Origin of the sequence: Clostridium ragsdalei P11 (assembly GCF_001675165.1) — a bacterium.
In the GTDB taxonomy this organism is placed as follows: Bacteria; Bacillota; Clostridia; order Clostridiales; family Clostridiaceae; genus Clostridium_B; species Clostridium_B ragsdalei.
On sequence record NZ_LROS01000033.1, the window covers coordinates 131,709 to 145,027 of the forward strand.

General features: G+C 31.5%; 10 protein-coding genes, 1 tRNA gene, 1 riboswitch and 1 other annotated feature. Of the genes, 6 read left to right on the forward strand and 5 right to left on the reverse strand.

Features of this window, described 5'->3' with window-relative positions; translation table 11 throughout:
• Positions 1-39: 39 nt before the first annotated feature.
• Positions 40-1,374 carry a M28 family metallopeptidase gene (locus tag CLRAG_RS13985; RefSeq protein ID WP_065078984.1) on the reverse strand — a complete coding sequence of 445 codons (1,335 nt, stop codon included), beginning with the start codon at positions 1,372-1,374 and terminating at the stop codon, positions 40-42.
• 163 nt (positions 1,375-1,537) lie between these two features.
• Here CLRAG_RS13985 and CLRAG_RS13990 point away from each other — a divergent pair, with 163 nt between their 5' ends.
• The 5 genes from CLRAG_RS13990 (at position 1,538) to CLRAG_RS14010 (ending at position 7,863) form a co-directional block, all read left to right on the forward strand.
• Positions 1,538-3,703, forward strand: a complete 2,166-nt coding sequence (locus CLRAG_RS13990) for a Tex family protein (RefSeq protein WP_065078985.1) — start codon at positions 1,538-1,540, stop codon at positions 3,701-3,703.
• Positions 3,704-4,047: 344 nt separating this feature from the next.
• Positions 4,048-4,164: riboswitch (FMN riboswitch) on the forward strand.
• 87 nt (positions 4,165-4,251) lie between these two features.
• Positions 4,252-4,878 (forward strand): ECF transporter S component, encoded by a 627-nt coding sequence (locus CLRAG_RS13995; RefSeq protein WP_065078986.1) that lies wholly within the window; start codon positions 4,252-4,254, stop codon positions 4,876-4,878.
• Between the two features lie 108 nt (positions 4,879-4,986).
• The gene (locus CLRAG_RS14000) at positions 4,987-6,831 is read left to right on the forward strand and encodes a hypothetical protein (RefSeq protein ID WP_242872150.1); all 1,845 of its coding nucleotides are present in this window, start codon (positions 4,987-4,989) and stop codon (positions 6,829-6,831) included.
• A 74-nt stretch (positions 6,832-6,905) separates the two neighbouring features.
• Positions 6,906-7,172, forward strand: coding sequence for an EscU/YscU/HrcU family type III secretion system export apparatus switch protein (locus tag CLRAG_RS14005; protein WP_013236956.1), 267 nt, complete (start codon positions 6,906-6,908; stop codon positions 7,170-7,172).
• A gap of 4 nt (positions 7,173-7,176) precedes the next feature.
• Positions 7,177-7,863 (forward strand): metallophosphoesterase, encoded by a 687-nt coding sequence (locus tag CLRAG_RS14010; RefSeq protein ID WP_065078988.1) that lies wholly within the window; start codon positions 7,177-7,179, stop codon positions 7,861-7,863.
• Between the two features lie 43 nt (positions 7,864-7,906).
• Here the strand turns inward: CLRAG_RS14010 and CLRAG_RS14015 are convergent, their stop codons facing one another.
• Positions 7,907-8,716, reverse strand: a complete 810-nt coding sequence (locus tag CLRAG_RS14015; RefSeq protein ID WP_065078989.1) for a DUF2225 domain-containing protein — start codon at positions 8,714-8,716, stop codon at positions 7,907-7,909.
• Between the two features lie 187 nt (positions 8,717-8,903).
• Here CLRAG_RS14015 and yjbM point away from each other — a divergent pair, with 187 nt between their 5' ends.
• Positions 8,904-9,692 (forward strand): GTP diphosphokinase, encoded by a 789-nt coding sequence (gene yjbM / locus CLRAG_RS14020; RefSeq protein WP_065078990.1) that lies wholly within the window; start codon positions 8,904-8,906, stop codon positions 9,690-9,692.
• A gap of 78 nt (positions 9,693-9,770) precedes the next feature.
• Here the strand turns inward: yjbM and leuS are convergent, their stop codons facing one another.
• The 3 genes from leuS to CLRAG_RS14035 all read right to left on the reverse strand — a co-directional run bounded on the left by leuS (position 9,771) and on the right by CLRAG_RS14035 (position 13,303).
• The gene (gene leuS, locus CLRAG_RS14025; RefSeq protein WP_065078991.1) at positions 9,771-12,203 is read right to left on the reverse strand and encodes a leucine--tRNA ligase; all 2,433 of its coding nucleotides are present in this window, start codon (positions 12,201-12,203) and stop codon (positions 9,771-9,773) included.
• 122 nt (positions 12,204-12,325) lie between these two features.
• Positions 12,326-12,532 (reverse strand) — a binding site (T-box leader).
• Between the two features lie 101 nt (positions 12,533-12,633).
• A tRNA-Gln gene (locus CLRAG_RS14030) sits at positions 12,634-12,708 on the reverse strand.
• A gap of 76 nt (positions 12,709-12,784) precedes the next feature.
• The gene (locus CLRAG_RS14035; RefSeq protein ID WP_065078992.1) at positions 12,785-13,303 is read right to left on the reverse strand and encodes a hypothetical protein; all 519 of its coding nucleotides are present in this window, start codon (positions 13,301-13,303) and stop codon (positions 12,785-12,787) included.
• Positions 13,304-13,319: the final 16 nt, after the last annotated feature.

Genomic DNA, 13,319 nt, shown 5'->3' on the forward strand with positions numbered 1-13,319 from the left:
TTATCTAGTTAAATATTTTGATAAGTTTAAGTAAAAAAGTTAAAATTGATGCAAATATAAACTAACCATTATAAGTATTCCACAAAATGATATGGCAAATAAGTACTTATAGTATAAAATAAAAGGATTATTATTGAAAGCATAGCTGTCAATTTCTTTTGAGACTACATTAAAGCACCTATCTATGGATTTTGTATTTATATATTGAGATTTATCCATAGGTGTGTGTATTTTTGATGTGTCTGCATCTGATAAAGTTAGAGCGTCTATGTTATAAACTCTAAAATATTGATGATCACTGGAATTTTCAAAAGCATATTTAAAGTTTATCTTGCTATTAGTACATAATTGTGCTATTTCTTTTACAAAAGGTGAATTTTTTGAATCCCATTTTCCTGACATTATGGAAAGTGGAACATTTTTATCACTGCCTAACATGTCAAAATTTATAACTTTTCCTCCTTTTAGGATATCTTTATATTGCTGTGCAAAATTTTTTGACCCTAGGCAGCCAAATTCTTCTGCATTAAAAGCTGCAATTACTATATTTCTCTCTGGTTTTCCAAGAGAATTTATATATTTTATAAGACCAAGTAAAAAAGAAGTACCAGAAGCATTGTCTAGGGCACCGCTATATACTGTGCCAGAAAGGTCAGAACCAAGGTGGTCAAAATGGGCAGATAGAACAAGGGGTGGTAGAGCAGGATTTTTACCTTTTATGTATCCTATTACGTTGTAAGCAGAAGTTAATTTATTATGAAAAGGTATGAAACAGCTTATTTCACAACCTGAATTTAAATAATTTTTTATTTCTTTGGCAGTTTGTTCTTTTATCATAATGTACATACTTCCCCGAGAATTTGAAATAAAGGAACTTCTAAAATCTAAGTTATCATTTTTGGGAGTATAAAATAAAAAATATTGGTTTGATGTCTGCACTTGAAAGCTGTTTTTGGGTAGTGAAATAATATTATCTTTTTTAAAAGATACACTGCTATTTTTAAAGTTTAGCATATCTTCTTTATAATCTGCAGCATACTTATACTGTTTTACTATAAAGCCATTTTTATCATTTACTATGAGATATGGGGCGGCATCTATTTTTTCGGGGTAAATTACATTAAAGGATTGTAGGTAATCCTTATTGTAAGGATTTAAATTTTCTGCTTTAAAATAATGTTTTATAAAATCTGCTGTTTCGTAATTTTCCAAAGTTCCAGTAAGCCTTCCTTTAAAATTATCTGAGGATAAATAGGAAATAGTATTTTTAACTTTTGAAGAATTTAATGGATGTACAAAATAATAATATTGAAAACTCAATGAACAAATAATACAAAATATAGTTAATAGCAGCATAAAGATAAATTTTTTCATTAATAATAACCTCTAAAATAATGTGTTTCTAAATATATATTAATTTGCCAAAGTGTATATAACTGTTGTAATATATTTTTAGCTGATTTATACTTTTTCAGTATGTTTAATCCTTCTTTTAGCTTAGAGATTTATGATAAATAAAATTAACCAGGAGGTAAAAATGGATAATATAATAGATACATTAGCTGAAGAGCTTAGTGTAAATAAAAAATATATAAATAGTGTAATTGAACTTTTAGATTCAGGTAATACAGTACCTTTTATAGCCAGATATAGAAAAGAGCTTACAGGGAGCATGAGTGATGTAACTTTAAGAAAACTGGCAGAAAGGCTTACATATCTTAGAAATCTTAAATCTAGAAAAGAAGACGTAATAAGGATAATAGAAGAGCAGGGAAAACTTACGGAAGAATTAAAGAATTCTATAGAGCACAGCAGCACTTTAACAGAAGTAGAAGACATATATAGACCATATAAACCAAAGAAGAGAACCAGAGCAACTATTGCACAGGAAAAGGGACTTAAGCCTATCTCAGAAGTCATTTTAGCTGGGAACTTTCAAGATGATATAGAAAAGTATGCAGAAAAATTTATAAATGAGGAAAAGGGCGTTGAGTCTTCAGAAGATGCACTATCAGGTGCAGTTGACATAATAAGTGAAGTTATTTCTGATGAAGCAAAGTATAGAAAATGGATAAGAAAATTTGTTTGGGAAAATGGAATAATTGAAACGAAGGGTGAGAGCAAAGAACCAACTCCTTATGAAATGTACTATGATTATAGAGAAGCAGTTAAGTTTATTCCACCTCATAGAATACTAGCTATAAATAGAGGGGAAAAGGAAAAAGTTTTATCTGTAAAGATAAGTTGTGATATGGAGAATATAGAAATTTACTTAAAAAATCAATCTCTTAAAGGAAATAATATAACAGATACTTATATAGAAAAAAGTGTAGAGGATTCGTTAAAGAGACTAATTTACCCGTCTATTGAAAGAGAAATAAGATCACAACTTACAGATATGGGAGAAGAAGGTGCTATAAAAATATTTAAAGCCAATTTGAAGGCACTTTTGATGCAATCACCTATAAAGGGAAAAAATGTACTTGGCTATGACCCTGGTTTTAGAAATGGATGTAAAATTGCAGTATTGGACGATACAGGTAAATTATTAGATACCGCAATAGTATATGCTACTGCACCTCAAAATGATGTGGAAGGATCTATAAAGAAACTAAAAGAGCTAGTATATAAATACGATGTAAATGTTGTATCCCTTGGAAACGGAACTGCTAGCAGGGAATCTGAAGAACTGATTGGAAAACTTATAAAAGAAGTTAAAGAAGAGAAAGGAAAAGACCTGTATTATGTAATTGTATCTGAAGCAGGAGCCTCAATTTATTCTGCATCAGAACTTGCAGCAAAGGAATACCCAGATATAAATGTATCTTTGAGGGGAGCTATATCTATAGGCAGGAGACTTCAAGATCCTTTAGCAGAGCTTGTTAAAATAGACCCTAAATCCATAGGGGTAGGACAGTACCAGCATGATGTTGCACCAAAGAAATTGGATGAATCTTTAAAGGGAATTGTAGAAGATTGTGTAAATAGTGTAGGTGTAGATCTAAATATAGCAACGCCTTCTCTTCTATCATATATATCTGGAATAAATACTGCTATAGCATCAAACATTGTAGCTTATAGAGAAGAAAATGGTAAATTTAAAAACAGAAAAGAGCTTTTAAAGGTTAAAAGATTGGGAGCCAAGGCTTTTGAACAGTGTGCAGGATTTCTAAGGGTAATGGAAAGCGGTGAGCCCCTTGACAATACTTCTGTTCATCCTGAATCTTATGATGCAGCAAAAGGGCTTTTGGAAACCATTGGATATAATATGGAAGATTTAAAAAATGGAGAACTTTCAGGTATAGATAATAGAGTTGATAAAATAGGCATAGATGTTCTTTCAAAAAAGCTTAATGTAGGTGAGCCAACTCTGAAAGATATAATAAAAGAGATAAAAAAGCCGGGAAGAGACCCAAGGGAAGAACTTCCCAAACCTATACTTAAGACTGGAATAATAGACATTAATCAATTAAAACCGGGAATGGTACTTACAGGTACAGTTAGAAATGTAGCAGATTTTGGAGCTTTTGTAGATATTGGAGTTCATCAGGATGGACTTGTTCATATAAGTCAGTTGTCAGATAAATTTGTGAAGCATCCACTTGATATAGTTCAGGTAGGAGATATAGTTCAGGTAACTGTACTTGAAGTAGATGAAAAGAGAAAGAGAATATCACTTAGTATGAAATCAAGTGATTCTTAGGTTCAGGTGGAGTTTGCTTATAAGGAATACCTTTTCTCCATCTGAACCTTATTAACAGTATGCTTAGTGTCTTTAGCACTTAGAATACGTTATCCTTTAGGGGAAGAGCTTATCCAGGCGCGTAGCAGTGCTTATACCTCACTTTGAAGAAAAGCAGATATCCCAAATCTTTGATTTGGTGATAGTTGCTTTCGCTGCGTGCGATGGGGGTGTTAGCAATGGTAGCGATCGGACAAAGAGAGGCTATAGGACTATTGGATCAGGTAATCATTGGATAAAAGTTATTTTAAGAATATGTTGAAATGTGCTGGTAAAAGTATTATAATAAATTTGAAAATTTAAAATATAATCTTCAGGGCGGGGTGTAATTCCCCACCGGCGGTATAGCCCGCGAGCCATAATTGGTATGATTCGGTGAGATTCCGAGGCCGACAGTAGAGTCTGGATGAAAGAAGGTAAAATGCAGCGTTTATTAGCCCTGATATTTTATCAGGGCTTTTTTACTTACCTTAGAAGGTTATACACAATATTTTAGGGGGATGTTAGATATGAGAGGCAATAAGTTAAACAGACTAGTAAAGATATCATTGTTAGGTGTAATTGGATTTTTACTTATGTTCATAGAAGTTGTAATTCCTGTGTTCCCATCGTTTTTGCAGATTGATATAAGTGACTTACCGGCTTTAATAGGTACTTTTGCACTTGGACCTGGAGCTGGAGTTGCCATAGAGCTTTTAAAGAATATACTTCATGGAATATTTGATGGGAAAACAGCATTTATAGGAGAGTTTGCAAATTTTGCAGTGGGTTCAGTTTTAGTGTTTACAGCAGGATATTTATATAACAGACATAAAACTAAAAAGACAGCAGCAATTAGTCTTGGGGCGGCAACTATTGCTATGTCAGTATCTGCTGCAGTGTTAAATTACTTTGTATTACTTCCACTTTATGAAAAAGTACTTAATTTCCCTATAAGCGCAATGGTAGCAGCAGCAGGAAAAGTAAATGGAAGTATAACAGATATAAATACCTTGATATTATTTGCTATTGTACCTTTTAATTTATTAAAAGGAGTATTACTTACAGCACTTACACTAGTTTTGTATAAGAGTGTATCACCGGTATTGAAACAAGAGCAGAGTAAAAGTAGAGGTTTGGCAGAACATAATAATTAAAAGAAAATCTGGGTTTATCCCAGATTTTTTTATTTTATCTTTATGAAAAAACATTTTTGTACGATAATTTATACATAACTTAAAAAGAGAATAAATTTATAAAGGGTGATGAATTTGCCAGGTATATGGAATATAAACAGTAGTTATAATGTAGATAACAAGCGTATATCTACTAAATTATCTTTTGAAGTAGGTGAAAGATTTTCTGCTAGGATTTTAGATCTAAAAAAGTCTACAGGAGAAATACTTTTAAAACTTTTAGATGGATGGCAATTTTCTGCAGAGATAGAAAACCCAGTAGATTTTTTGCCAAATAAGCTTGTAAGATTAGAAGTACAAGGGTTCGAAAATGGAAAGCTTAAATTAAAAATTGTGAACTCACAAGATGGAGAACAAAGCGGAGGCAAAGATTCTATAGATAGTTTTATTAGAGAGTCCGGTGATCTTAATTTAAGCAGTGATGACTACCAGCTTGTAAAAAGCATGCTTAAGCACGGAATACCACTTACCAAAAGCAATATTTCTAATATAAAAACTACCCTGGATTTTATAGACAAAATAAAAAATGATCCTAATGAAGAGAATGAGTTTATAGATAAATATTTAGATAGTAGAGGCATATCCCCTGAAAGCACAGAAGGTAAATTTACCACCAGTACATTAAAAAATTTTTTTACTCAACTAAAACAGATAAGTGGTGATGATTTGCTTACTTTCCTGGAAAACAATATGGAACTAAGTGAAGATAATATAAAAAGTTTTAACAATGTATTCAAAAAAGACGGCACAATATATAATGAAATAAAGTTCTTGGGAGAAACTCTATCTGGACAGAATTCCACTAATGTACAAACCCCAAACCAAGTTGAAGGTACAAAAGACAATCTAAAAGTTATTTCTGAAAAAGCCCAAGCTGAAGTATATAGAAGTGAAGATAGTGACAGTAAAGCAATAAATATACCGACTAAGGAGAATACTGCTTCTACACAGAATGAAAAAGGCACTGTTAGTAGAACAGGTATAGAAAAGGCTGGTTTAGAAAATAAAACTGTTTTAAATAGTGAGGGATTGGATGTAAGTAAGTTAAATGAGATTTTAAATAAAATCAAAAATTCAGTAGGTGAAGAAAAAACTCAATCCCTAAATATAAAACAACCATCTAACGTAAAAGAGGATATTTCCTCTAAAGGCATGGAGAAGCAGACAAGTATAGATAAAGATATTTCTCCTAAAAATATAGAACAAAAAACAGGTACAGATAAAGGCATTTCTTCCAAGGGTATAGAGAATTCGGAACAAAAAGATATTTCAAATACGGCTTTAAAGTTTTTTGAAAAGGAAGGTAGTAAGGTTGAAAGTCCTCATCATAATAATTTTACAAAGCAAAATGGTATGGATGACATTGTAAGCCAGATAAAAGAACAGATAAACATAAAGACCAGTGAGATGAAGGATATTATAAGAACAGTTTTAGATCAAAAAGGAGATGCCAAAAATCAACTTAGTGGAAATATTGCACAAGTGCTTAACAATAACATGAATGATTTTAAGGTATTTAATACTGTCTCTAATTCATACTATTATATGGATGTCCCTATAAATTTAAATCAACAAGATTATCAATGTAAACTGATGATTAAGGATGAGAGGAAAAAAGGGAAAAAAATAGATTCTACTAATGTAAAAATAGTAACTTCTGTAAGTACTGAAAATATGGGTACAGTAGATGCATATTTAAGCGTTAAAAATCGTAACATGGATATAGATATCAAATGTAATAAGGAATGGCTTAATTTATTCAAGAAAACTGAAAAAAGGGTACTGGAGAGCTTATCTGATATAGGTTATAATGTATATGTTAGATTTGATGAAAAGAAAGAAGAGATGAACATATCAACTTGTAGAGAGTTTTTTCAGGATAGTGATATAGGTGTTATAAATACAAAGGCATAACTTTAGGCATTTTTTTCAAATACCTTACTGGTTATTATGAACTCATTACTGAACTCTTATTGAAGGGGAATATTATGGATAAGAAAAAGAAAGCAGCAGCTTTAAAATATGAATATAATTATGAAGCACCTATAGTTACTGCAGCAGGCATAGGTCAAATAGCTGATAATATATTGAATAAGGCAAAAGAGAGCGGCGTTCCTATAGTTTATGATAAAGAGCTTGCCAATCTTTTGAGTAATGTGGACATAGGGGATAATGTGCCTTTTGAGTTATACGATGCGGTAGCTAAAGTAATAGCTTATGTGATAGATATAGATAAAAATATAAGTAGAAGGTGATTATTTGGCTTTATTTGCAATATCAGATTTGCATTTGGACTTAACTGGTAGTAAGCCTATGGATATTTTTGGATATAACTGGGCTAACCATGATGAAAAAATAAAAAAAAATTGGAATAGCAAAATAACTAGTGAAGACAAGGTATTGATATCAGGAGATATATCTTGGTCCATGAACATGGAAGGAGGAGCTTGTGATTTAGAGTGGGTGCACCAACTTCCAGGAACAAAATTGATGATAAAGGGAAATCATGACTATTGGTGGAATAGTATTACTAAACTAAATAATATGTATGAAGACATGGGTTTTATACAGAATAATTTTTTTACCTATAAGGATTATGGAATATGCGGTACAAGAGGCTGGAATTGTCCAGAAAGTGATAATTTTTCTGTTCATGATGAAAAAATATACAAAAGAGAACTTTTGAGAATGAAAAATTCTTTAAATTGTGCAGAAGAGGCAGGATATAAAAAATTTATAGTAATGATACATTATCCACCTATAAGTGAAAAGTTCATGTCCTCGGGATTTACAGATATGTTTGAGGAATATGGTGTAGAGAAGGTTATATATGGACATCTTCATGGAGAATCTTTGTCCAAGGCTGTAACGGGAAAATTAAATGGAGTAGAGTATATACTAGCTTCTGCAGATTATGTAAAATTTAATCCTATAAGAATAATATAGAGTAAACTTAAAAATAAGTTTACTCTAAAAATATATGGACAGGTTATTTGTGAAATTTAGAAAAAAGTCCATGTTTTTTATTATCCCCTGAATCATCTATAGCATTGTTATCTTCAGTTTTAGCTATTACATTCTTTATAAGATCTTTCTGATCTCTAGCTAAATTTTTGATTTTTTGTGATGCTATAGTAGAAGTTGTTACCTCACTGAACCAGATTATGGAGTCTTCTTCTCTACCTGTACGTCTCATAAGTTCTCCTATAAGATACATTGTAGTAAACTTGTCCATACCGTATATAGGAGAAGGCTCATTGTAGTATGCACTTTGAAGATTTTCTAATGCCTGGTTTAGAAATTCCATTTCTTTTTTTTCATCTTCCTTAAGTCTGTACATCCAGGCGATTTTTAAAGAATTCATTGCTTTTTTACTAGATCTAGCATTTATAATGTAATAATTTAAAAGAGATAATTTGTACCTTGTTATAGCTAAATCTATATCATATACCTCAGGATAATTCTTACTTTTCCACTTAGGAGAGATTTTTTGCCTAATTATGTTCGCATCATAATCACTCAGGTGTTCAAAGTCACTTTTCATAGCCGAATAACCACATTCATCACATACCCATACGTCATAAAAATAGGGATTTATAATAGAATATCTTATAAAAAAGTCAGAATCTTTTTTTAGTATTCTATAAGAAGATTTCTTAATAGCTCTTGCATTAAAATTATTATCACAAACAGGACATACTACTTTTTTATTGTAAAGTAGTAGTTTTTGCCTTTCTTCTTCACTTAAGCCATCATCTTCATTTAAACTTTTTAGACCCAAAGAGTTTTTTTTAGACATATCTGTAGCCACCTTCATTATGAATAATATATTATTTCTATTGATTATTAAGTTATAATATTATTATATCAAAAAAATTATTAAAATTATACTATTAAGTGTATAGGAAACATATATACTATATTGAATAATTTAAATTTTTGATATAATAATAATGTACTTATATAATTCGTTGGGGGTGATTTATGTGGCAATAGGGGAATGGAAAACATTTTTAATACCATATAGTCAGGCTGTTGAAGAGTTAAAAGTGAAATTTAAAAGTATAAGAAAAGAATATAGAAAAAAAAATGAATACTCACCAATAGAATTTGTTACTGGAAGAGTAAAGGAGATATCTAGTATATTAGAGAAAGCCAATAAATTCAATATACCTCTTGACAGAATAGGTTATGAGATGGAAGATATAGCTGGTATTAGAGTTATGTGTCAGTTTGTAGATGATATAGAAAAAGTAGTTGAGATAATAAGAAATAGGAAAGATATGAGTATAATGTATGAAAAAGATTATGTATCTAATGTGAAGGAAAGTGGGTATAGGAGCTACCATGTAATAATTAAATACCCTGTTAATATGGCAGAGGGTGAGAAAGAAATACTAGCTGAGTTTCAGATAAGGACTCTTGCCATGAATTTTTGGGCTACTATAGAGCATTCCTTAAATTACAAATATAAGCAGGATATACCTGGTGGAATAAAATTAAAACTTAAGAGTGCAGCAGATGCAGCTTTCCAGCTTGATCAACAGATGCTTGAGATCAAGGATGAAATAAAAGATGCTCAAAAGTTATTTGAAGTAAAGTCAAGCTTGGTTTCTGATATAATGAACAATATACTTACTATGTCTTCTATGGGAAAGTTAACTGAATCAACTAGATATCAAATTCAATTAAATAATTTAATTGAAGAGGGAGAAGTGTCTGAACTTGTAAGCTTACTCCGCTCTACAGAAAAGTTACTTCAAATGTATAAATAGCTGTCATGCTATAATTCAGTTGCAGGTTTTAGCTAAAACTAGCAACTGAAGTTAGTAATGACAGCTATTTACATATTGTTATTTTGCTACTATATTTACAAGCCTGCCTTTTACCACTATGACTTTCTTTATATCTTTACCTTTTAAAAGGGATTTGATATGTTCATTAGAAAGAGATAACTCTTTTATCTGGTCTTCTTTCAAGTTTGTGGATACATTTATTTTAGCCTTGATTTTACCATTTATCTGAATGGCTATTTCTGCCTCATCTCTTATAAGTGCATCGGGTTCAAAATCAGGCCACTTTTCATTAAATATGGAATAGCTTTTTCCTAAGGATTCCCATTGATCTTCTGCAAAGTGAGGTGCAAAAGGTGCTATGATTTTTACAAAATCAATTACAGTATCTTTTAGCAGCGATATATTTTTATCTTTTTGCTGAATGTACTTGGAAAGTGCATTTGTAAATTCCATAATTCTAGCTATAGATGTATTAAATTGAAATTTATTAGCATCCTCTGATACAGACTTGATTGAAAAGTTTCTTGTATAGTTAAGTTCTTTTTCGGCAGTATCCATAGAAGCTTTTCCGGTATCTCCACTTTCTATAATTTCTTTTACGGAAGAGATAGTTCTTTCAATTCTATCTACAAATTTACTTATGGATTTAATTCCATCATCGTTCCAAGCTCCACCTTCGCTGTAGTCAAATCCAAACATCAAATACATCCTAAATACGTCAGAACCGTATTCTTGTATACAGTCATCTGGAGCTATGGTATTTCCCTTTGATTTACTCATTTTTTGGCCATCAGGACCAAGTATTATACCTTGATGTCTAAGAGATAGGAAAGGTTCGTCAAAGTCTAAGAATCCCATATCCCTAAGAGCTTTAGTAATAAATCGTGCATACAGAAGATGCATGCAAGCATGTTCAGGGCCGCCCACGTACATGTCTACTGGAAGCATTTTATCTATTTTAGCTTTATCAAAAGGTTTTTCACTGTTTTTGTTATCAACATATCTTAAGTAATACCAGGAAGAACATACAAATGTGTCTAAAGTATCGGCTTCTCTTTTTGCTGGACCTCCGCAGCAAGGGCATGTAGTATTCATGAATTCTTCTGATTTTAAAAGAGGAGACTTACCATCAGGAGAAAATTCTACATTATAAGGGAGTTCAACTGGCAGTTGATCTTCTGGTACAGGAACTATTCCACATTTTTCGCAATATACTATAGGAATAGGGGTTCCCCAATATCTCTGTCTTGAAATTAACCAGTCTCTTAGTCTGTAATTTACTTTCCCAGATCCTAATCCCACACTTTCAAGTTTTTTAGTTACAGCTTCTTTGCCTTCTTTTGTAGTTAGACCATTGAATTCACCGCTATTTATCATCTTGCCATGTTCTACATAAGGTAAGGAATCTCCACCTTCTATAACTCTTTCAATAGGTAACTTATATTTTGTTGCAAATGCAAAGTCTCTTTCATCGTGGGCAGGAACTGCCATTACGGCACCAGTACCATAAGTATTTAGTACATAATCTCCTATCCATATAGGAACTTTCCTACCATTTATAGGATTTATAGCATAAGAACCACTGAATACACCAGTTTTTTCTCTTGTAATTGATTGTCTTTCGATTTCACTTTGTTTCTTAGCTGATTCTTTATATTTTTCTACTTCATCTTTGTATTCTTCTTTGGTTAATTTATCAACTAAGGTATTTTCAGGTGATAAAACTACATAAGTAACACCAAATAAGGTATCAACTCTTGTGGTAAATACACTGAACTCAATATCGGAAGCTGCTACTTTAAAAGTTACATTTGTACCGGTGGATTTACCTATCCAATGTCTTTGCATAGCTTTTGTTTTTTCTGGCCAATCTAGCTTATCTAGGCACTGAAGAAGTTCTTCTGAATAATCTGTAATTTTGAAGAACCATTGAGTTAAATCCTTTTTAGTTGCCTCGGTACCACATCTTTCACAAAATCCATCTTGTACCTGTTCATTTGCAAGTACTGTTTTACAACTAGGGCACCAGTTTACAGGGGCATTTTTTCTATAAGCTAAACCATGTTTATATAATTGCAAAAATAACCACTGATTCCATTTATAATATTCAGGACGACAGGTAATTACTTCGTTTTCCCAGTTGAACATTGCACCCATAGACTTAAGTTGTTTTTCCATAGTAGCTATATTTTTTTCTGTGGAATCACTTGGGTGTATTCCAGTTTTAATAGCATAGTTTTCTGCAGGAAGACCAAAAGAATCAAAACCCATTGGTTGGAACACATTATATCCCTGCATTTTCTTAAGCCTTGCCCAGGAGTCTACAGGAGCATAGTTAAACCAATGTCCTGCATGAAGTTTACTACCTGAAGGGTAGGAGAACATCTCCAGTACATATAATTTTTTATCTAAATTGTTATCGTCAAATTTATAAAGTGATGTTTCTTCCCATTTTGCTTGCCATTTTTTATCAGTTTCGATACTGTACATAATATCTTCTCCTTTATTTGTAATTTAATATAGCCTTTACGCTTTTGTAAGCTAAAGAAGTCTAGTAGAATTGTGGTGTTTATTTGTTGCTAGAATATAAAAAAATCCCTCATCTCTTAAAATCAAGAGACGAAAGATTTAACTTCCGCGGTACCACTCTAATTAAACCCATAAACTGGTTTCACTCAAAAAATAACGGTTTAAACCGTATCTGATTTTCTTCAGATAAGCTCTTAAGGTGAGTTCATATTCTGTTCACGCTGTTTTTCACCTAACAACAGCTCTCTTTAGTGATATAAATACTACTGTTCCTTTTTCAAAGCTAAATATTAGTTTATTTCTCATTTTATAATATTAAACAGTTTTCTGTCAAGAATTTATTTCTAAATTTTATTTTAAAAAAGAACTCCTAAAATAAAGAGTTCTCTCTTGGCTGCCCATGCTGGATTCGAACCAACACATACCTGTTCCAGAGACAGGTGCCTTACCGTTTGGCGAATGGGCATTATTATGTAAGCCTCAACAATAAACATTATATCACCATAAATTCATATGTCAATAGTTTATTATTAAATACAATATTATTTTACTATTTTTAAAATATATCTGTTAACATAATTTATAAATAAGGTTAATAAGTAGTCATATATTAGAAATGCTATTTGTGCACCTAATACAATCAAATAAGGATTTATTTTTATCTTTAAAAGACCAGGGAAAAACAGGCTGTAAAGTAAAAATAGCACTAACAAACATATATTAAAAAAAGCAAGCTTTATTATAATTTCAAGAGGTAATTTCCTGAGTTTTTCAACAAAATATTTTATTAATCCATAGAGACCAAAAAATACTATGTAGGAAAGCACTGTAATTTTAAACCCACATATTAAAAGAGAGAGTAAGGAAGTAGCTGCATAAATAGTAATAGCGTTTTTGGGACTTGTAACGAGCACCGATAATGGTATGATAAAAGAAGCCAAAGCCAGAAGAGAAGCCTTATTTATTGGCACTATACCACTTAAGTATATTAAGATGACTCCTAAGGTAGTTAAAAAACCTCCTTTAGTTATATTGGAGGTTTTATTTTGAGTTCTTGTCATTTACACCCACCTCTTT